The 19,801-nt window shown below is 66.6% G+C and carries 25 protein-coding genes; 11 read left to right on the top strand and 14 right to left on the bottom strand.

What is annotated here, in order from left to right; genetic code table 11:
* Positions 1 to 58: 58 nt before the first annotated feature.
* Positions 59 to 706, top strand: coding sequence for an FKBP-type peptidyl-prolyl cis-trans isomerase (locus tag FIV02_RS01440; protein WP_152487587.1), 648 nt, complete (start codon positions 59 to 61; stop codon positions 704 to 706).
* 48 nt (positions 707 to 754) lie between these two features.
* Here the strand turns inward: FIV02_RS01440 and FIV02_RS01435 are convergent, their stop codons facing one another.
* The 9 genes from FIV02_RS01435 to FIV02_RS01395 form a co-directional block, all read right to left on the bottom strand.
* A complete protein-coding gene (locus FIV02_RS01435; protein ID WP_037052822.1) occupies positions 755 to 1,228 on the bottom strand; it encodes an Rsd/AlgQ family anti-sigma factor in 474 nt (157 codons plus the stop codon).
* Between the two features lie 96 nt (positions 1,229 to 1,324).
* The gene (locus tag FIV02_RS01430; RefSeq protein ID WP_134677865.1) at positions 1,325 to 1,531 is read right to left on the bottom strand and encodes a hypothetical protein; all 207 of its coding nucleotides are present in this window, start codon (positions 1,529 to 1,531) and stop codon (positions 1,325 to 1,327) included.
* A gap of 2 nt (positions 1,532 to 1,533) precedes the next feature.
* Positions 1,534 to 2,025, bottom strand: a complete 492-nt coding sequence (locus FIV02_RS01425; RefSeq protein WP_037052820.1) for a disulfide bond formation protein B — start codon at positions 2,023 to 2,025, stop codon at positions 1,534 to 1,536.
* 151 nt (positions 2,026 to 2,176) lie between these two features.
* Positions 2,177 to 3,424, bottom strand: a complete 1,248-nt coding sequence (locus FIV02_RS01420; RefSeq protein ID WP_037052818.1) for a heme biosynthesis HemY N-terminal domain-containing protein — start codon at positions 3,422 to 3,424, stop codon at positions 2,177 to 2,179.
* Positions 3,421 to 4,551: a uroporphyrinogen-III C-methyltransferase gene (locus FIV02_RS01415; RefSeq protein WP_152487586.1), complete on the bottom strand. Its 1,131-nt coding sequence runs from the start codon at positions 4,549 to 4,551 to the stop codon at positions 3,421 to 3,423. Before FIV02_RS01415 ends, FIV02_RS01420 begins: the two co-directional genes overlap by 4 nt.
* 12 nt (positions 4,552 to 4,563) lie before the next feature.
* Complete coding sequence (locus FIV02_RS01410) at positions 4,564 to 5,337, bottom strand: uroporphyrinogen-III synthase (protein ID WP_152487585.1); 774 nt, start codon at positions 5,335 to 5,337, stop codon at positions 4,564 to 4,566.
* Positions 5,334 to 6,272, bottom strand: coding sequence for a hydroxymethylbilane synthase (gene hemC / locus FIV02_RS01405; RefSeq protein WP_037052811.1), 939 nt, complete (start codon positions 6,270 to 6,272; stop codon positions 5,334 to 5,336). Before hemC ends, FIV02_RS01410 begins: the two co-directional genes overlap by 4 nt.
* A gap of 93 nt (positions 6,273 to 6,365) precedes the next feature.
* Positions 6,366 to 7,112 (bottom strand): LytTR family DNA-binding domain-containing protein, encoded by a 747-nt coding sequence (locus FIV02_RS01400; protein WP_037052808.1) that lies wholly within the window; start codon positions 7,110 to 7,112, stop codon positions 6,366 to 6,368.
* Positions 7,109 to 8,191, bottom strand: coding sequence for a sensor histidine kinase (locus FIV02_RS01395; protein ID WP_047584422.1), 1,083 nt, complete (start codon positions 8,189 to 8,191; stop codon positions 7,109 to 7,111). Before FIV02_RS01395 ends, FIV02_RS01400 begins: the two co-directional genes overlap by 4 nt.
* 233 nt (positions 8,192 to 8,424) lie before the next feature.
* On the opposite strand from FIV02_RS01395, the gene argH reads away from it, so the two are divergent.
* From argH to FIV02_RS01350, 9 genes are all read left to right on the top strand, one after another.
* Positions 8,425 to 9,819: an argininosuccinate lyase gene (argH, locus tag FIV02_RS01390; protein WP_152487584.1), complete on the top strand. Its 1,395-nt coding sequence runs from the start codon at positions 8,425 to 8,427 to the stop codon at positions 9,817 to 9,819.
* A gap of 27 nt (positions 9,820 to 9,846) precedes the next feature.
* Entirely contained in the window at positions 9,847 to 10,089 is a 243-nt protein-coding gene (locus FIV02_RS01385; protein ID WP_152487583.1) for a hypothetical protein, read from the top strand.
* 61 nt (positions 10,090 to 10,150) lie between these two features.
* A complete protein-coding gene (locus tag FIV02_RS01380) occupies positions 10,151 to 10,678 on the top strand; it encodes a shikimate kinase (protein WP_256663045.1) in 528 nt (175 codons plus the stop codon).
* 11 nt (positions 10,679 to 10,689) lie between these two features.
* Positions 10,690 to 11,169: a GNAT family N-acetyltransferase gene (locus FIV02_RS01375; RefSeq protein WP_037052794.1), complete on the top strand. Its 480-nt coding sequence runs from the start codon at positions 10,690 to 10,692 to the stop codon at positions 11,167 to 11,169.
* A gap of 72 nt (positions 11,170 to 11,241) precedes the next feature.
* Complete coding sequence (locus FIV02_RS01370) at positions 11,242 to 11,994, top strand: endo alpha-1,4 polygalactosaminidase (protein ID WP_256663044.1); 753 nt, start codon at positions 11,242 to 11,244, stop codon at positions 11,992 to 11,994.
* A 27-nt stretch (positions 11,995 to 12,021) separates the two neighbouring features.
* Positions 12,022 to 12,297, top strand: coding sequence for a hypothetical protein (locus FIV02_RS01365; RefSeq protein WP_037052791.1), 276 nt, complete (start codon positions 12,022 to 12,024; stop codon positions 12,295 to 12,297).
* Between the two features lie 98 nt (positions 12,298 to 12,395).
* A complete protein-coding gene (locus tag FIV02_RS01360; protein WP_230622659.1) occupies positions 12,396 to 13,202 on the top strand; it encodes an ABC transporter substrate-binding protein in 807 nt (268 codons plus the stop codon).
* Entirely contained in the window at positions 13,199 to 13,453 is a 255-nt protein-coding gene (locus FIV02_RS01355; RefSeq protein ID WP_047584426.1) for a TIGR02647 family protein, read from the top strand. Before FIV02_RS01360 ends, FIV02_RS01355 begins: the two co-directional genes overlap by 4 nt.
* A gap of 175 nt (positions 13,454 to 13,628) precedes the next feature.
* Complete coding sequence (locus tag FIV02_RS01350; RefSeq protein WP_152487581.1) at positions 13,629 to 16,487, top strand: class I adenylate cyclase; 2,859 nt, start codon at positions 13,629 to 13,631, stop codon at positions 16,485 to 16,487.
* Here the strand turns inward: FIV02_RS01350 and FIV02_RS01345 are convergent.
* The 5 genes from FIV02_RS01345 to FIV02_RS01325 form a co-directional block, all read right to left on the bottom strand.
* The gene (locus FIV02_RS01345; RefSeq protein WP_152487580.1) at positions 16,484 to 17,284 is read right to left on the bottom strand and encodes a lipase family protein; all 801 of its coding nucleotides are present in this window, start codon (positions 17,282 to 17,284) and stop codon (positions 16,484 to 16,486) included. The two genes, FIV02_RS01350 and FIV02_RS01345, sit on opposite strands and share 4 nt — an antisense overlap.
* A gap of 58 nt (positions 17,285 to 17,342) precedes the next feature.
* Complete coding sequence (gene rnk / locus FIV02_RS01340; protein WP_037052780.1) at positions 17,343 to 17,750, bottom strand: nucleoside diphosphate kinase regulator; 408 nt, start codon at positions 17,748 to 17,750, stop codon at positions 17,343 to 17,345.
* 119 nt (positions 17,751 to 17,869) lie between these two features.
* Complete coding sequence (locus FIV02_RS01335; protein WP_037052778.1) at positions 17,870 to 18,067, bottom strand: DUF1289 domain-containing protein; 198 nt, start codon at positions 18,065 to 18,067, stop codon at positions 17,870 to 17,872.
* Entirely contained in the window at positions 18,057 to 18,389 is a 333-nt protein-coding gene (gene cyaY / locus FIV02_RS01330; protein WP_152487579.1) for an iron donor protein CyaY, read from the bottom strand. The genes FIV02_RS01335 and cyaY overlap by 11 nt, the downstream gene beginning before the upstream one ends.
* 67 nt (positions 18,390 to 18,456) lie before the next feature.
* Entirely contained in the window at positions 18,457 to 19,494 is a 1,038-nt protein-coding gene (locus FIV02_RS01325; RefSeq protein WP_037052774.1) for an AraC family transcriptional regulator, read from the bottom strand.
* 181 nt (positions 19,495 to 19,675) lie between these two features.
* Between FIV02_RS01325 and FIV02_RS01320 the strand changes: the two genes are divergently transcribed.
* Positions 19,676 to 19,801 (top strand): lipoprotein, encoded by a 126-nt coding sequence (locus tag FIV02_RS01320; protein WP_017361215.1) that lies wholly within the window; start codon positions 19,676 to 19,678, stop codon positions 19,799 to 19,801.

The raw sequence follows: 19,801 nt of genomic DNA, 5'->3' as shown, positions 1-19,801 counted from the left end.
CTCCGCGCGAGCCACAGGAAATGCACACCAGCCCGCATCCTGATCCGGAGACATCGCCATGCGCCGCGCCGCACTCGCCACCCTTGCGCTCTGCTGCAGCCTGACCGTACAGGCCGACCAGCACCAGCAAGACCTGGCCTACAGCCTCGGCGCAAGGCTCGGCGAGCGACTGCATGCAGAGGTACCAGACCTGCCCCTGGACGCGCTGGTCGAGGGCTTGCGCCAGGCCTACGACGGCAAGCCGCTGCGCCTGGACAGCGCCCGTATCGAACAACTGCTCGACGAACACGAAGCGCGCATCGCGACCTCGCCGCAACGCCATGCCAAGGCTATCGAAGCGGAACAGCGCTTTCTCGCCGAACAGCGCCAGCGCCCCGGCACCCGGGTGCTGGAGAACGGCGTGCTGGTGAGCGAGCTGGGCAGCGGCAGTGGCCCGACGCCCTCGGCACGTAGCCGGGTGCAGGTGAGCTATCGCGGTTCGCTGGCAGACGGCAGTGTCTTCGACGAGAGTGAGACGCCACAGTGGTTTCGCCTGGACAGCCTGATCGCCGGCTGGCGCAGCGCACTGCTGCAGATGCCCAAGGGCGCGCACTGGCGCCTGGTGATTCCGTCGAGTCAGGCCTATGGCGAGGAAGGTGCGGGTGATCTGATCCCCCCCTACGCGCCGCTGGTGTTCGACCTGCGCCTGCTCGACGTCGCCGACTGAGCGGCAAGGTGCGGCCCGGAATCTCCGGGCGCTATCGGCACCCGAGGTTCAGAGCGCTTCGGCGGCCTGTTCCTGGTGAGCGGTGTGCAGCACCTCGATCAGGCAGTCTTCCAGCTCGAAGCGTTCATGCAGCAGCTGGCCCAGACGCTCGAGCTCTGCCACCAGCGAGGCGCTGTCGCGGCAGTCGCCGTTGTCACAGCGATCATTGAAGGCCAGCGCCACGGCGGTGATCGCCTCGAGACGCGGGTAGATGCGCTTGGCCAGCTCCAGGCCGCGCTGATCGTTGAAGGCCTTGGCCTCGCTGGTCAGCTGTTCGTAGACCTCGAAATGGCCTGCCGACACATAGTCCACCAGCAGCTCGCAGAAGCCCTGCAGAGACTCACCATTGATGGCCGGCGCCTGCGGTGCCTTGGTCAGGGCAGCGTAGGCCTGCACCAGTTCGCGTCGCTCACCCAGCCAGCGATCGATCAGCTGGTGAACCCCGCCCCAACGTTCCTGTGCGTTCCGACAACTCTCAAGCATGATGAACCTCGCTTCCCTTATCGATAAGGCCTGTTATACGTCCACTCCGGGACGTTCTTATGACCTGCGACCCTGGCGGCCACCCTTCGGGCGTCGCTACGCGACGTTGAAAATCATTCCCGACGATTTTTTGTCAATCGGTGCTTGTTCTTGGGAAGGCAACCGCAGAATGGCGTTTTTCCGACGATGCGTGCGAGCCAGATTATGCTCGTGGGCAGACACCATCAAGGCACTGCCACGAGAAATTTCATACGAGCGTTTGAGCAGCAAGCCACAGGCCTCGCGGCCTGCAGCAATACGCATTCTCAATCGCGACGCAGAAGCTGCAGCAGGCAGAAACCGATCATGCCGATGAAGCCGAGCAGGCTCCACTCGGGAATGCTCATGCCGAACAGCGTCCAGTTCACCTCGGCGCAATCGGCACTGCCCTGGAACACCAGGCGCACGATGTCCTGCAGCGGCAGCGCTTCCATCATGAACTCGAGGCTCGGCAGGCAGGCTTCGAGCTGGTCGGCCGGCACGCTCTGCAACCAGATCTGCCGACCTGCGGTGGCGGCACCGGCGACGGCGAACAGCAGCGCCAGCACGGCATAGACACGCCGGCCCAGGCGGCCCGGACCATGGAGCGAGGCGATCAGGCAGACCACACCGAACAGCACCACGCAGATACGTTGCAGGATGCACATCGGGCAGGGCTCGAGGCCGACGACATGTTCCAGATAGAGCGCAGCCGCCATCAGCAGTACGCAGCCGATGAATGCCAGGAAAAACAGGGGACGCGGACTGGCCAAGTGCATGGTGGCTCCGGGAAGGAAATCGAGGGCAGTACGGTAGAGGAAAGCGAGGGCGCCTTTCAAGGCGCCCGGCAACACGCGGCAGGCTATTCATCGCGCGGAAACGCCCCTCCGTCAGGGCGGCGCGCCTGCCGCGGCAATCGGCCGCAGCCGATCAGGCATTGGCCCCCTGCGGTTGCGGCAGCGGCGGCAGGCCCTGATGCAACAGGCCGAGACTTTCCAGCAACAGCTGGTTGCTGCGCTCCAGCTCACCCAGTTGCGCCAGCAGGCGCGCCAGTTCGGCGCAGGTTTCCGGGTGCCGTTCCAGCTTCAGGCTGCTCTCGAAATAATCGCGGGCCTTGCCCCAGAGCTGGTTCTGCAGACACAGCCGGCCCAGGGTCAGCAGCAGGGCCGGGTCCTGAGGATGCTGCTTGAGCCAGAGCTCGGCCGTCTGCAACTGACGCGCCGGATCAGCGCCACGCAGCACGCCATAGAAACGCGCCAGACGGCTGTCGTAGCCACGTTTGAGGGCACTGCGCAGGACTTCTTCGGCCTCTTCCTGGGCGCCGAGACGACGCAGTTGCTCGACGTAGGCGGCAATCAGTTCAGGCTCCTGGCGCAACGGCGCAGACAGCTGCTGCCAGGCCTGGGTCAGCGGTTGCAGCGCCGTTTCGCCCTGCCCCTGCCCGGCCAGCCCGGCTTCGCCCAGGCGCCCGCGCCAGGTTTCGCGCTCCAGTTCATCCAGCTCGGCGGCCGGCAGGGCTTTCTCCTTGCGCAGCTCCGGCAGCAGACCGAGCAGCGCCGACCAGTCCTGACGCTGCAGGTACAGGCGCTGCAACTGGCGCAACACCAAGTGATGCCCCGGGTGACGCTCGTGCATCGCCTGCAGTGTGTCCAGCGCAGCGTCCATGTCGCCACGGCTGCGCTGCAGCTCGGCGTGGGTCAGGGCGATGGCCAGCTCGGCCTGCGGCTGCCGGTTCAGGGCCTGCTCGAGCAGCGCATCGCTCTGTTCGTGCTGGCCGAGCTTGTTCGCAGCTCGCGCGGCGCCGAGGTAGAACATCAGCGGCTGGCTGTCGGCCTCTGCGGCACGGGTCAGCTGACGTTGCGCACGCGCCCAGCGACCCTCCGCCAGGTCGAGCATGCCCTGCTCGGAAGCCAGACGTACGCGCCGGTTGCGATGCAGGCGCGACCAGGGGTTGGCCAGGCGTGTCGAGCTGAGCAGCAGGCGCAGCAGCCATTTGCCCAGGTAGTAGACCAGCACCACGGCCAGCAGCAGGCCGAGAAACGCCCACAGGCCGGACTGGTAGCGGAACCCCTTGTAGGCGAACAGCACGTAGCCGCGGTCGGCCTCGATGGCCAGACTCAGCAGGTACAGCCCCACCGCGACGGCCAGCAACAGCAGGAGCCAGATCAGGCGTTTCATTGCGCCTCCCCGGCCGCTGCGGCCCCCTGCCGACGCTGCGCATGCTTGCGCTGCAAGTAGGCTTGCAGGGCGTCGAGCGACTCGCTCAGGTCGGGCACCTTGACCTCGACGCGGGCATCGGCCAGTTCGCTGAAACGCTGGCGCAGCGCGCGGCTGTCCGGGTTATCCAGGTTGAAGTGCGCGTCGAGGATGTCCTCAGCCTGCTTCAGCGACTGCCGGTACACGCCGGCCTGGCCATGCAGGGCCGCCCATTGCGCCTGCTCCAGTGCCAGCGAGAGGCTCAGGCGTACCTGCGACAGGCTTTGCCCCGAGAGCAGTGGCCGCACGTTGCGGTCCGCGTCGAACTCGATACGGAAGTACTGCGACAGGTCTTTCAGCCAGTCACTCCACCAGGCGCTGCCGTCGTTCTCTGCAGCCAGTTCGGAGAGCACGTCACCCTGCCCATCGAGGCTTGGCGCCAGCGGGTTGAGCGTGGCCGCCTGCTCACGCAAGGCGCCCAGCTGCAGGAACAGGCCGACGCGATCGGGGCGCTCGGTGGTACGCAGGGCTTCCAGGCTGCGACTGAGCTGTTCGCGGGCACCGAAGGCTGCGGGGTCATCCTGATCGCGGAGGATCTCGTCGGCGGTCTGCACCAGCGCTTCGGCGCTGGCGACATCCTGCAGGGCGGACAGACGCAGGGTGGCGAGGCGCAGCAGGTGCTCGGCCTCGTCCAGGCGCCAGTCCTGCCGGGTGCCGTCGAGCACCGACTCCAGGCGCTGGCTCATGCGCTGCTGATCGGACTGCACATTGGCCAGAAGACGGCGACGCTCATCCAGTTCGGCCGCGCTGGGCAGGGCCGACAGGCGCGAGTCGAGGCGCTGGGCGAGCTCGTCGACCTTCTTCGCGCTGTCGTCGCGGGTGCGCTGCAGGTCCGCGGATTGCTGCTGCTCCCGGCCCTGTAGCTGTTGCAGCTGCCAGAGGCTCCACCCGCCGGCACCGGCGCCCGCCAGGCCGACCAGCAGGGCGAAGGCCGCTAGGCCGGTGCCACCGCCTTTGCCTGGGGTCTTCGCGGGGGGAGTGGCTGTGCTGTTCACGGCTGCGCTGGCCGGTTTTTCTTCTGGCGTATTCGGGGTGGATGCTTCGCTCACGTATCCGTCCTTTTAGAGGGCGGCAGCCGGAAACTGCTCCAGAGCTGCCTGCAAGGCCGCGGCACTGGCGCCACGACAGTCCACAACGATCTCCGCGCCCGCACGACATGCCTGCTCGGCGACACGCGGGCTGGGTACGAACAAGGGTAGCCGAGCCAGGCTCGGCCAGTCACCGCCGGCCAGCTGCAGCAGATGCTCGAACCCCTGCCCACTGCTGACCACCAGGCCGTTCAGGCGTTCCGCCCGCACCCTGCGGCCCAGCTCATCCGGCGCGTACTGCGGCAACGCGCGGCGGTACAGTGGCAGATAGTCGACTGTCACACCTTGGCCGCGCAAGCATTCGGCAAGAAATTCTCGGCCACCCTCGCCACGCAGGATAAGCACGCGCGGCGTGTCGGCGGCGGCGATGGCCTGCTGCAGCGCCGGCAACGCGAGCAGCGCCTCGCTGTCGTCGCCGGCCGGCGGGTAATGGCTGTCCAGGCCCGCTTCACCGAGCAGCGCGGCGGTCGCGGCGCCCACGGCGAACCAGGGTTGCGCCGGCGCAGGCTGCGACCCATGCCGCTGCAGCAGGGCCAGGCCCAGGCGCGCCGCCGGCTTGCTGACCACGATCACCGCGCAGTAGCGCTGCAGATCGCGGAAGGTCTGTTGCTGCTCGACGCTCTCGACCAACGCCTCGATCGCCAGCAACGGCATGCAATGCCCGTACACGCCATGCGCTGCAAGCGTCCGCGCCAACGCGGCACAGTCATCGGCCGGACGCGTCAGCAGCAGGCGCCAGGCGGTCACGGGTGGCCGGCCTCACCGTACACGGCCTTGAGAATCGCATCGGCGCCCTGCGCCAGCAGGGCCTCGGCGACGCGCACGCCCAGCGCCTCGGCATCGCTGCTGGCGGCGCGCTCCTCGGCACGCAGCAGCAGACCGCCATCGGGCTGGCCGACCAGGCCACGCAGCCACAGCTGGTCACCTTCCAGCAGCGCATAACAGGCGATCGGCACCTGGCAACCGCCATTGAGGTGCTTGTTCAGCGCCCGCTCGGCCGTCACGCGCAGCGCCGTTTCAGGGTGATGCAGCGGTGCCAGCAGGGCATGCAGGTCGCTGTCGGCCGTGCGGCACTCGATGCCGACAGCGCCCTGGCCACCGGCGGGCAGGCTGTCTTCGGCACTGAGCGAACTGCGGATACGGGCTTCGAAACCCAGGCGGATCAGGCCGGCTGCGGCGAGGATGATGGCGTCGTACTCGCCGGCATCGAGCTTGGCCAGGCGGGTATTGACGTTGCCGCGCAGGAACTGGATCTTCAGATCGGGACGCCGCGCCAGCAGCTGGGCCTGGCGCCGCAGGCTGGAGGTGCCGACCACGCTGCCGGCGGGCAGCGCATCGAGGCTCGCGTAGGTGTTGGAGACGAAGGCGTCACGCGGGTCTTCCCGCTCGCAGATGCAGTACAGGCCCAGACCTGCCGGGAAGTCCATCGGCACGTCCTTCATCGAGTGCACGGCGATATCGGCCTCGTTCTCCAGCAGCGCGGTTTCCAGTTCCTTGACGAACAGCCCCTTGCCGCCGATCTTCGCCAGAGGTGCGTCGAGCAGCTTGTCGCCGCGACTGACCATCGGCACCAGGCTGACCTTGAGGCCGGGGTGGGCCTGCTCCAGGCGGGCTTTGACATATTCGGCCTGCCACAGGGCCAGGGCGCTCTTACGGGTGGCGATGCGAATTTCGCGGGACATGGGGGCAATTCCAGAAAACGGATTGCCGCGAATCATAACAGGCTCGCCCAGTGCCGGCTGGAGGAGGCGGCCATCGGCCGCAGCCGGCGCCCGCTACAGCGACTGCATCAGCTTGCGCACACCGGCCACGTGGCGGCGACTGACCACCAGCGAATCACCGTCGAGCCCCTTGAGGTAGAGCTGGAAGTGTCCCAGCGGGGTGCGCTGCAGGCGCTCGATGCGCTCGCGGGCAACCAGTGCATTGCGGTGGATGCGCACGAAGCGGTCACCGAACTCGTCTTCCAGCGCCTTGAGCGGCTCGTCCAGCAGCACCTCGCCGCCCTCGTGGCGCAGCGTCACGTACTTGTGATCGGCGATGAAATAGACCACGTCATCCAGCGGGATCAGCTCGATGCCTTTGCGTGTGCGGGCACTGATATGGGTGCGCGGGCCGCCACCGGTTTCCGCCGCGGGGCGGGTCAGCGCCGCCAGCTGCACGCGGTTGGGCCGCTCCGCCTTCTTCAAGGCTTCGCTGAGATTCTCGGCGCGTACCGGTTTCACCAGGTAGCCGACGGCACTGACCTGGAACGCCTCCAGGGCGAACTCGTCATGGGCCGTGCAGAAGATCACCGCTGGCGGCGCTTCGCGCTCGCACAGCCTGGCGGCCACCTGCAGGCCATCGAGGCCGGGCATGCGGATATCGAGCAGGACCACGTCCGGCTTCAGGCTATCGATCAGGGTCAGGGCTTCCTCACCGTTGCTCGCGGTGGGCTCCAGGACCCGATAACCCTCGAGCTCACCGACCATGCGGCTGAGGCGCTCGCGGGCAAGGGGTTCGTCATCGACGATCAGGACATTCATATTGCTCTGGCTTCCTGCGTGAGTCTCGCACAAGGATAGCGTAGACAGCTGTAATGACGGCCGTCACGGCGCTCCACGCTGAGACTCGCGCGCGACCCAAAAAGTGCCGCTAGACGCGCATCGATATTGCTCAGCGCCTGATGCGTTCCCCGTGACGGTTGCTGCTCGCCCCGCTCTTCATACGGATTGCTGACACACAAGCTGAACACACCATCCTGGTAATCCGCCTCGACCCGCACCAGCCCGCCTTCGATTCGCGGCTGGATGCCATAGATCAGCGCATTCTCCAACAGAGGCTGCAGGGTCAGCTGGGGAATCGGCAGATCCTCCGGCACGCCTTCGACCTCCCACTGCAACTGTAGACGCTCGCCGAGCCGATAGTGCTCGATCGACAGATATCGTTTTGCCAGTTCCAGTTCCTCCTTCCACGACACCAGGCTGCCGGGCTTGGCCAGACTGGCGCGAAACAGATCGGACAGATCCAGCACCGCCTGCTCGGCCTTGTGCGGATCGAGCGTGACCAGGCTGGCGATGCTGTTGAGGCTGTTGAACAGGAAGTGCGGACGGATCCGCGCCTGCAAGGACTCGATGCGGGCACGCAACTCGGCCTGTTCCTGACGACGCCATTGGCTCTGCAGATAGAAATAGCGTAGCAGCAGTGCGGACATGATCAGGCTGATCAGGGCATGACGCAGGTACAGGTTCACCTCGCCATTGCGCGGCAGCGGTCCGCCCAGATCGTAATAGTCGGCGACCGCCGTGCAGCTGAGGGTCAGCAGCACCACCAGCATGCAGCACAGGCTGCCCGCCAGCGCCGGGCGCAGGCGCGCCAGCAACGGCCGCAGGCGGCACATGACGGCGGCCGACAGCAGGACGATCCACTGCACGAACAGCGAGGTCAGCGCCAGGCGTACCCAGTCGAAGCCCGGCGTCATGGGTTCAGCCAGCACCAGGACCAGTACCAGCAGCTCGGCCAGCAGCACCATGCTCAGCAGCGCTTCCGGCTGGCACAGTTCGGGGACGAAGAAGTCGTCGACCGCGGCGTTGTGATTGTTCTTGGCAAACGATTGAGTGTGCATCGACGCAGTTTCCGTGTCGCCTCGCGGGCCGGCAAGACGGGCGGCTCCAGCCGGGCAAAATAAAGCACCGAAATGCCGTCTTCGGAACAAATTTGTGAAGCAGCCGACACCGCCGCTTCCTCGCCAAAGACGAACGTGGCCCGGCGAAACGCGCGCCGACCCTGTTATTATCGACGGACTTTGTCCGCCATGCTGGCCGTCGAAAGCGGCTTGCCCGATCCAGAGCCCGAACCATGAGCAGCGAAAAAACCAACCAATCCTGGGGCGGCCGCTTCAGCGAGCCCGTCGACGCCTTCGTCGCCCGTTTCACCGCCTCGGTCGAATTCGACAAGCGCCTCTATCGCCACGACATCATGGGCTCCGTCGCCCACGCCACGATGCTGGCCAAGGTCGGCGTGCTCAGCGCCGACGAGCGTGACGCCATCATCGACGGCCTCAAGCAGATCCAGGCCGAGATCGAAGCGGGTCAGTTCGACTGGCGCGTCGACCTGGAAGACGTGCACATGAACATCGAGGCGCGCCTGACCGATCGCATCGGCGTGACCGGCAAGAAGCTGCACACCGGCCGTTCGCGCAACGATCAGGTGGCCACCGATATCCGCCTGTGGCTGCGTGACGAAATCGACAGCATCCTGGCCGAGATCACCCGCCTGCAGCAGGGCCTGCTGGGCCTGGCCGAAGCCGAAGCGGACACCATCATGCCCGGCTTCACCCACCTGCAGACCGCCCAGCCGGTAACCTTCGGCCACCATCTGCTGGCCTGGTTCGAGATGCTTTCGCGCGACTACGAGCGCCTGGTCGACTGCCGCAAGCGCACCAACCGCATGCCGCTGGGCAGCGCCGCACTGGCCGGCACCACCTACCCGATCGCCCGCGAGATCACTGCCGAACTGCTGGGCTTCGACGCCGTGGGCGGCAACTCGCTGGACGGCGTATCCGATCGCGACTTCGCCATCGAATTCTGCGCCGCCGCGTCGCTGGCGATGATGCACCTGTCGCGCTTCTCCGAAGAGCTGGTGCTGTGGACCTCCGCGCAATTCCAGTTCATCGACCTGCCGGATCGCTTCTGCACCGGTTCCTCGATCATGCCGCAGAAGAAGAACCCGGACGTCCCCGAGCTGGTGCGCGGCAAGACCGGCCGCGTGTTCGGTGCCCTGACCGGCCTGCTGACCCTGATGAAGGGCCAGCCGCTGGCCTACAACAAGGACAACCAGGAAGACAAGGAACCGCTGTTCGACGCCGCCGACACGCTGCGTGACAGCCTGCGCGCCTTTGCCGACATGGTCCCGGCGATCAAGCCGAAGAAGGACATGATGCGCGAAGCGGCGCTGCGCGGTTTCTCCACCGCCACCGACCTGGCCGACTACCTGGTACGCAAGGGCCTGCCGTTCCGTGATTGCCACGAGATCGTCGGCCACGCCGTGAAATACGGTGTGCAGACCGGCAAGGACCTGGCCGAAATGAGCCTGGACGAGCTGCGCCAGTTCAGCGACCAGATCGGCGACGACGTATTCGCCGTACTGACTCTGGAAGGCTCGGTCGGCGCCCGCGACCATATCGGCGGCACCGCACCGGACCAGGTACGCGCTGCCGTGGTACGTGGCCGGGAAGTGCTGGCGAACCGCTAGACGTTTCCCAGGGAAAAGGACTTCCCCATGATCGAGCTGCTGCTACGCGGCCTGCTGGTGTTGGTCGAGCTGATAGCCGAAGTCATTGTCGACTACGTCCTCTATGGCACCGGCTGGCTGGCCCTGCGATTACTGACCCTGGGCCGCTACCCCGATCTACCGCTGCGTGTGGCCGACCCGATGGGCTCACGCAGCGCCTGGATCGCGGCGTTCGGTTTCCTCTGCCTGGTGGGCGCAGCGCTTGCCTGGCTGACACTCAGCCATGGTTGACCCCGTGCCACCGACTACCTGCCCGACAGGGCCTATCGCACCCGGCCGCCGAATCTCGGTGGTGGGTTGTTCGGGCGCCGGGAAGACCACGTTTTCCCGGCGCCTGGCTCGGCACCTGGGCTATCGCCACGTCGAACTCGACGCGCTGTACCACCAGCCCGACTGGCAGCCGCTCCCCGACGAGGAATTTCAGCGGGCCACGCACGAGGCGCTACAAGGTGACGGCTGGGTGGTCGAAGGCAACTACTCGCTTGTACGCCCGCAGGTGGTCGAACGCTCGGACATGGTGATCTGGCTGGACCTGCCCCGGCGCAAGGTGATGCGCCAGGTGATCTGGCGTACCCTGCGCCGCCTGGCGACGCGAGAAACGCTGTGGAATGGCAACCGCGAGCGCTGGAGCAACCTGTTCAAGCTGAACCCGCGCGCCTCCATCCTGGCCTGGGCCTGGACCCGCCATCCCGTCTACCGCCAGCGCTATGCCGAGGAAATGCGCAACGCACCGCCGTCGTGTCAGTATCTGCGCCTGGACTCCCGCCAGGCCATCAACCGCTTCCTGGCGAGTCTGCCGCCAGCCGAAGACCGCCCCTGAGAGTATTCGCCATGCCCCTGACCATCCGCCCCGCCACCCCTGACGACGCCGAGCTGATCCTGCGTTTCATCACCGACCTGGCCATCTACGAGAAGGCCGAGCAGGAGGTGAAGACCGATGCCGCCGGCATCCGCGACAGCCTGTTCGCCGAGGGCAGCACCGCCCATGGTCTGATCTGCGAGAACGCCGGCCAGCCGATCGGCTATGCCGTGTACTTCTTCAACTACTCCACCTGGCTGGGCAAGCACGGCCTGTACCTGGAGGACCTCTACGTCAGCCCCGAGGCCCGTGGCCTGGGTGCCGGCAAGGCCTTGCTGCGCCACCTCGCGCAGCTGGCCGTGGCACGCGACTGCGGTCGTTTCGAATGGTCGGTGCTGGACTGGAACACCCCGGCCATCGATTTCTACGAATCCTTCGGCGCCCGTCCGCAGAGCGAATGGACCACTTATCGCCTGACCGGCCAGGCCTTGCTGGATTTCGCTGCCGGCTGACGGCAGCCCGCTGGCCGCGTCCCGCCCCCTGACCTATGGTGATTACATCTCCCCCACCGAGTGCAGAGCATCATGCGTACCCTACTCGCTCTGATCAGCGTCCTCGCCCCTGCACTGTCCCCGGCGAGCCCCATTCCCATTCCGGCCGATGCATCCTGGCACATGCAGCTCGACGGCAAGCTGCAGACGCCGGATCGGCAGGTCTATGACATCGACCTGTACGACACGCCGACGCAGACCATCACCGCACTCAAGGGTGGTGGTCGCATCGTGATCTGCTACTTCAGCGCCGGCACCTGGGAAGACTGGCGCAGCGATGCCGCCAGCTATCCGCAGGAAGCCCTCGGCAACGAGCTGGCGGACTGGCCGGGCGAACGCTGGCTGGACCATCGCCGCGACGACGTGCGCCAGTTGCTGGCCAAGCGCCTGGACCTGGCCGCGGCCAAGGGCTGCGACGGCGTCGACCCGGACAACGTGGATGGCTACAGCAACGACAACGGTCTCGACCTGACCGAAGAGCAACAGATCGACTTCAATCGCTGGCTGGCCGAACAGGCGCGCAGTCGCAACATGAACGTCGGGCTGAAGAATGCCGTGGAGCTGCTTCCCGTGCTCGGCGAGCATTTCGACTTCGCCATCAACGAGAGCTGTTACCGCTACAAGGAGTGCGACGGCTACGACTACATGCGCAGCCAGGGCAAGGCCATCTTCATCGCCGAGTACCGCACCTTCAACGACAACCTTTGCAGCAAGGCCGCCACCTCGGGCTTCCGCCTGCAATACTTCAAGCGCAGCCTCAAGACCGTCGGCATACCCTGCGACTGAGCCTGCCCACCCACACCAAGAGGCACCATGAGCGACAACATCGAGCAAGAAGACGAAGCCTTCGCCGAGGCCACGCTGGTCCAGGCCATCGAGAACCAGCTGGAGAACGGTGAGCCGGCGGCCGCCCAGGCGGTCTACAACAAGCTGACCCTGGTCGGCTACGAGCGCGAGGAGATTCTCGAGCTCATGGCCCTGGTGCTCGCCCATGAAGTCGACGCCATGCTGCGTGACGACCGCCCCTTCGATGGCGCCTGGTACGAGCAGGCCCTGCGTGCCCTGCCGACGCTGCCGGAAGAAAACTGAAGGCGGATTGATCCAGGCCACTGGTCGGGTTGGCAGGTAGATTGCTACTTTCACAGCCATTCCCGACCAGAAAGGCGCGCCCCGCGATGGTCTGCTCCTTGCCACGACTCGTCACCCTGCTTGTCCTGTCGCTCTGGCTGAGCGCCAGCGGCATCGCGCGCGCCGAAGTGGTGCGTATCGGCGCCGAAGATGACTGGTACCCCTACACCGCCTGGCGCGACGGCAAGATCGAGGGCATGTCCGCTGACATCGTCCGTGCCGCGTTTGCGGTCAGCGAGACGCCCATCGAACTGATGCCCTACCCCTACTCGCGCTGCATGGAGCTGACCCGCACCGGCGCCCTGCCCGCCTGCTTCAACACCACGCCGGACCCCGGCATCCGCGCCGCCTACCTGCTGCCACAGCAGGCGCTGTTCAGCGACAACATCCTGCTCTGGGGCCCTGTCGGAGAAGCGCCCGTCGAGGACCTGTCGGCGCTGGTTGGCAAGCGCGTGGCCGTCACCATCGGCTACACCTACGGCGAGCACTTCGACAATTACCCGGGCATCCGCCGCATCGCGGTGCGACGCGACATCAATGGCTTCCTGATGCTGCAGCGTGGCCGGGTGGACTATGTCATCGCCTTTCGCGGCACCACCCAGGCACTGCTGCGAGAGCGCCCGGAGCTGGCCGGGCAGTTCGCGGCCCTGGCGACCGTCCATCGCCCGCAGCTGTACCTGACCTTCTCACGCCACAACGCCCAGGCCGCCAGCCTGCTGCAGCGATTCGACGAGGGCATGCTGCGCATCAGGCAGGACGGCACCTACCAGCGCATCCTGGAGAAATGGCAACTGGCCGACGGGCAGACCGGGCCGCAGGGCTCTACACTGCACGAACGCCATAACAACAAGACGGAGTCACCATGAAGTCATTCGACGCTGACCTGATCGACGAGCTGGAAATCCTCGCCCTGTACAACCTGGACAATCACCAGGAAGGGCTCAAGGTGCACAACAACGCTTCATTCAAGGCGCAGGGGGCGATCACCCGCCTGCATGAGAAAGGCCTGGTCAGCCAGGCCGATGGCGGCTACCTGACCAGCCTCGGCATCGACGCCGCCGAACACGCCCAAGCCCTGCTCACCATCCTCTCGAAGCGCCAGACGACCGCGGCCTGAGACGCACCCCGGCAGTCTCGCGGGTAGCCTGCTGCGCCCCACGACACGCCCCTCAGCTGGACCTGCCCGCCGGCCGCCCTCAAGAGGCATGCCCGGCGGGCGATATAGCGTCACAGGCACTGCACTGGCGAGCACGCCGCTGATAGGCTTGCACCATCTCCAGTAGAGTTCGAGCATGACGCGCACGCAGGAAATCCGCCCCGACATCGACGATGGCATCGACCGCAAGGTGCTGGCACAGCTGCGCGCGCGCTTCCTGCGGATCAACCAGGGCCGCCTGCAGCGCGCCATGGAGGCCCTGTCGACGCGCCAGCAACTGGTGCTCAAGCTGCTGCCGCTGCTGCTGCACGTCAATCACCCGCTGTTACCCGGCTATGTCTCGGCCAGCACGCCTGCCGGCCTGAGCGGCTTCGAGCCGGATGACGGCAGCCTGGCCGAAGTCCAGCGCCTGACCCGCTCCTTCGTCTACAAGCCACGCCGTGGCCAGGGCTCAGCGCCGCTGCATGGCCTGTTCCTGATGGGCAGCCTGGGCACCGTGGCGCAGGCCGAACAGAGCGACATGGACCTGTGGCTGTGTCACGCGCCGAACCTGACGGCGCAGCAGCTGCAGGAACTGCGCAGGAAATGCGACCAGCTGGAGAGCTGGGCCGCCACCCAGGGCGCCGAGGTGCATGTCTTTCTGGTCGACCCGCAGCGCTTCACTCAGGGCGACCGCGAAGCGCAGCTGACCTCCGACGACTGCGGCACCACGCAGCATTACCTGCTGCTCGACGAGTTCTATCGCACGGCGATCTGGCTCGGTGGGCGCACGCCGATCTGGTGGCTGGTACCGGTGTACGAGGAGGCGCGCTACCACGATTACTGCCGCACGCTGCTGAACAAGCGCTTCGTCCGCGCCGAGGACGTGCTCGACCTCGGCCACCTGGCGCGCATCCCGCCGGAGGAGTTCATCGGCGCTGGCATGTGGCAGCTGTTCAAGGGCATCGAGTCGCCCTACAAATCCGCGCTCAAGCTGTTGCTCACCGAGGTCTACGCCAGCGAGCACCCGCAGGTCGAATGCCTGGCGCTGCGTTTCAAGCAGGCGGTCTTCGAGGGACGCCTGGACCTGGACGAGCTCGATCCGTACATCGTCGTCTATCGCCGCCTGGAGGAATACCTGATCGCCCGGGCCGATCAGGAGCGCCTCGAACTGATCCGCCGCTGCCTGTACCTCAAGGTGAACAAGAAGATCAGCCGCCCGCCCACCCGTGGCCGCGCCAAAAGCTGGCAACGCCTGCTGCTCGAACGCCTCACCGGCGAATGGGGCTGGCAGACGCGCCAGCTCGCGGTGCTCGACAGCCGCAGCCAGTGGAAGGTGCGCCAGGTCGCCGCCGAGCGCCGCGTCCTGGTCAACGAGCTGACCTACAGCTATCGCTTCCTCTCGCAGTTCGCGCGCAGCGCGCAGGCGGGCAGCTCACTCAACAACCGCGACCTCAACGTGCTGGGGCGGCGCCTCTACGCCGCCTTCGAACGCAAGGCCGGCAAGGTCGAGTTCATCAACCCCGGCATCGCCCCGGATCTGGCAGAAGACACCCTGACGCTGGTGCAGCATTCCACGGCCGAGGCGCCGAACGAGCATCAGTGGGCGCTGTTCCCCGGCAGCCTGAACGCCCAGGAATGGCCCGACTTCGCCCCGCTGAAGCGCTCCCGGGAGCTGATCGAACTGCTCGCCTGGTGCCATCGCAACAGTGTGATCGACAGCAGCACACGGCTGTCCCTGCACCCGGGCAGCAGCGACCTGAGCGACTTCGAGTTGTCCAACCTGATCGGCAGCCTGCAGCAGGCCTTCCCCCTGCCCCCGCCAGGCGTCGAGGAGCTGGCCCTGCTGCGCGCCAGCGTGCCCAGCCAGGTCCTGCTGCTGGTCAATGTCGGCGTCGACCCCTTGCCCCAGCACAGCCAGATGAACGTGCACATGACCTCAGGCCGCACCGACGCACTGGGCTACTCCGGAGTGCGCGAGAACCTGGTGCTGACCCTCGACCAGGTGGTGCTCAACAGCTGGAACGAACTGCAGGTCAGCCGCTATGACGGCAGCGACGCCCTGCTCGACTGCCTGCGCGACCTGCTCAACAGCCTGCCCACGGGCGGCCCGCAGCCCAGGGTGCAGGTGCGCTGCTACTGCCGCAACCGTGCGCCGGCGATTGCCGAACGCGTCGAAGAGCTGCTCAACGACCTGCTCGCCACCTACGCCGAAGGGCGCCAGTCGCGCTATCTGGTACAGATTCGCCAGCACTATCACGTGCTCCAGCTGACCCCCGGACAGGTCAGCCATGCCGCGCTGGGCGACCTGCCGGCGCTGCTGGACCACCTGGGCAGCGAGCAGGCGCGCTACAGCCCCCTGCACCTGGACCGCCACGCCCTCGACGGCGACGACCTGGCGCTGATCCTGCCGATGGGACGGCCGCAGTGCATCCAGCTGTTCTACCGCCTGCACGAAAGCAACGGCGAAGCCGAGCTGACCCTGCTCGACGAGCACAACGCGCTATGGCGCAGGCGCCTGCCGTTCCGCGACGAACAGAGCCTGCTGACGCCCCTACAACGCTTCCTGCAGTCGTTGCTGTATCGGCGCAACGCCATGCTGCCGCTGGATGGCAGCGACAATCCGGCGCCGCTGGAGATGCTCTACTACGAGCTGCTGCCGGCGGCGCCGCTGCGCGCCCAGCGCCTCGAGCGCCGGACGGCCCCCGAGTCGCAGGTCAGCCACCCGTTCTACGACGTGCAGGCCATCGTCGAGCCCGGTGACGGGCGCCAGCACCATGTCACGCTGTACTGCAACCACCGCGAGTTCTCCGAGCTGGAGTACGGGCGCGAGCTGTACCGCGCCGTCGCCCAGCACATCCTCGCGCAACGCGCCGGTGGCGAGCGCTACCCCTGCTACATCACCGACCTCGACCTGTCCGCCGTGCTGGCCGGCCAGCAGGCGCAGACCGTGCATTACCTGCGCTACAAGAGCGAGCTGGAAGACGCCCTGAACGCCGCCCTGCAGCAGGCCTAGTCGCGCATCGGCGCCTGTGGGTGGTTCAAGGCGTAGAGGTAGCAGCCAGCCATGCTGTGATTGTCGGCGACCCCGCCATAGCTGGCGGTGAAGGTCACCGGCAGACCGAGGTGCTGGTACAGCCAGCGGTCGCTGTCCGCCGGCGGCACCTCGGGGACCAGGTCACTGTCGTTGACCAGGCGATAGGTCGGCACCCCCAGCCCGTTGTAGTAGCTGGCGAAGGCCGGGGACGCCAGGCGCGGACTGGCGAAGTTGTAGTGCTGCAGCGGCCGCGACGGCCAGCGTTCGCGCAGGTCCGCCACGGCCAGACTGCTCAGGGCGCAGCCCAGGCTGTGCCCGCACACCCAGAGCAGCCCCTGTGACCGCAGATCATCCAGCGCCAGCAGAGCCTGATCGCGCAGCGACGCATAGAGCTTGAGGAAGCCGTCGTGAACCAGGCCGGCGCCGGCCTGCCAGGGGTAGTCGCGCTGGTCCAGGTCGAGGTCGTCGAGCCAGTCCTGCACCGACTCGGTACCGCGAAACACCAGGTAACAATCACCCTGCGGATCACGCGCGGCAAAACCGAACGGCTCCGACTCGTTGAACAGGTGCCACTCGCTGAGCACGCTCCAGATCGGCGCTGACAGCGTCCAGCCCTCGAGTTGCGGCGCCTGCCAGTGAAAGTGCTGCGGCTTGCGCGGGCGCTGCTGCGCCAGCCACTGCTCGTACTGATCGTAGGCAGTCATAACCAGCTCGGCGCAGAGCAGGGCGCGCGAGAGCTGGTAGGTAGGCGGGAAATACAGGGGCAGACTGGACATGGCGGGGCCTCCTTGCCGTTAGCGGGAAACCTCACTCTAGACCAGCCAGGGCGGAGCGTCAGCGATCGTATTCGCCAGCCGCTTCGGGTTGATACTCGACCGCCAGCAGGGTCAGCTTGAGTACCTTGCCACCCGGCGCCGGCCAGTCGATGTGCTGACCGGCGGACAGGCCGAGCAACGCGCTGCCAACGGGCGCGAGAATGCTGACCTTGCCCTCGCCGCCGGCATCCTCCGGGTAGACCAGGGTCAGGTGGTAGTCCTTGCCGCTGCTCTCCTCGCGGCAATGCACCCGCGAATTCATGGTCACCACGCCTGCCGGCACTTCGTCGTGCCCCACCACTTCGGCACGATCCAGCTCGGCCTGCAACGCAGCAGCGCCAGGCCCGAACTCGTCCAGACTGTCGAGCAAACGCTCCAGACGCTGCAGATCGAGGCGGGTAACGGTGATGGTAGGTGTGCTGTTCATGATGCCGGGCGGTCTCCTTACGTAGGCCATAAAAAAGCAAAACCCCGCCCGAAGGCGGGGTTTAAGCTGACTGTCTGGTCGACCCTAACACAGCCGGGCAAATAAACAAGAGTGCCAGGTCAACGGGCCTGTCGACGCTGTTGCAGGCGTTGTTCGGCTGCCTGGCAGATCAGCCTGCGCCTGGCATTGTCGGCCGTTCCCCAGTCGAGAATTTCCTGCAGGGTGCGGCCACAGCCCAGGCACTGGTCATGCTCGTCGAGGCAGCACTGGCGCCGACACGGCGACTGCGGCGGCCTCTCCGTAGGCTCAGAGCTCATCGAACTCCAGCTCGGCGCCCGACTGCTCGAGCGTGATGCGTACCAGCATCTCGCCGAGCTGCTCGTCGCTGGTGTCGCAGATCCAGCGCCCGTCGGCCTCGTCGTAGTCGAAGTGGAAACCACCGGAACGCGCCGCCAGCCACAGCTGACGAATCGGCTCCTGGCGACTGAAGATCAGCTGGCTGCCGTTATCGAAGCGCACGGTCAGCACGCCGCCGCTGTTCTCCAGGTCGACGTCCAGGCCGCTGTCGTCGAAGATGTCTTCCACCGCCTGCTGGGTGGCATCGACCAGGTCGTGAAAGCGGGCTTCGCTCAGGCTCATTGGGGTATCCTCACAAGGTGCAGCACGTGCAAAAAATAGGCGAAAACCTCAGGCCGCAACAGCCAGCCTAGGCGCAAAGGTGGCGACGGTACTCGCCCGGACTCTGTCCCGTCCAGCGGCGAAACGCTCGCGCCAGCGAACCCGGCTCGCTGAAGCCGACCAGAAAGGCGACCTCGGCCAGCTCCAGCGCCGGATCTCGCAGGTAATGCAACACCAGCTGCTGCCGCGTCTCGTCGACCAGTTGGCTGAACGATAGCCCGCCTTCGCGCAGGCGCCGCTGCAGGGTCCTCGGGCTCAGCGCCAGGGCAGCGGCGATGCCCTCGAGATCCGGCCCGCGTTCGGGTAACTGACGCGCCAGTTCGACCCGCGCGCGGTCGAGCACGCTGTTGCCCTGGTTGAGTTCGCTCAGCAGGCGATCGGCATAGGCGTCGAGCATCCCGCGCACCTGCGCGTCGGCCTGGCCCAGGGGCACGGCGAGCAGGCGCTTGGGAAAGACCAGTGCGTTGTCGGCCTGATCGAACAGCACCGGGCAACGAAAGATGCGCTCATGCTCGCGGGTATCGGCCGGCGCCGAATGCTGGAACCGGACCTCGGTCGGGGCGATGTCCAGACCGCTGATCCAGCGCCCGAAGCTGACCCAGCCGGCCAGGGTCTCCTCGCTCAGCTGACGCTGCTGTTGCGCCAGCAGGGGCTGCCAGCTGTGCGCGACCAGCGGTTCGCAACCCGCTCGCGGCGGCTCGTCCTCGAGCAGCACCAGGCCCAGGTTACCCACCAGCGAGGCGTAGCGCGCCTGCCGGTGCAGGGCATCGGCAAGGGTCGCGCAGCTCATGATCAGGTAGCCGAGCACGCCGTAATAACCGGGACGCACCGACTCCCCCAGATGCAGGCCCAGGCAGGGGTCATCGCTCAGCCGCATGCCCTCGCCCAGCAGGGTGAGATAGGCGCTGGCGGCGATACGCTGATCGCGCTGGTTGAGCGCCTCCGGACCGAGCTGGGCATGCGCGAGCAGGACCTCGGGGGCGATGCCCAGGCGCTGCAGGTGTTCGACCAGACCTTGCAGGTAGGCCACGGAGACCGAGCCGGCCAGAATTGCGGGATTGTCCATCGAGCCTCCTCGTTACTTGGCGCATGCTAACCCACGCGGCCGCGAAAGCCCTCCAGACCGGCGCCAGGCGGGCAGGCCGATTGGGCCAGCGCCCCGCCAGGCGGGCGCCTGGCGCATAGGCAAGGTGGCGGGGGGTCGGTATACTCCGGCGCAATTCACGCTTATTTTCAAGGACTGCCCCATGAAGCGACTGACCCTCGCGCTCCTCGCCGCCGTTTGCCTGCTGGCCGGCTGCGGTCAGAAAGGCCCGCTGTACCTGCCGGGCGACGACAACGCCGGTAACAGCCGAGACCGTTTCGAACTCTGA

Source organism: Pseudomonas sp. THAF187a (genome assembly GCF_009363395.1).
GTDB lineage: Bacteria > Pseudomonadota > Gammaproteobacteria > Pseudomonadales > Pseudomonadaceae > Aquipseudomonas > Aquipseudomonas khazarica.
The sequence above is the reverse complement of the archived record's forward strand: the minus strand, read 5'-3'. Positions and strand labels throughout refer to the sequence as shown.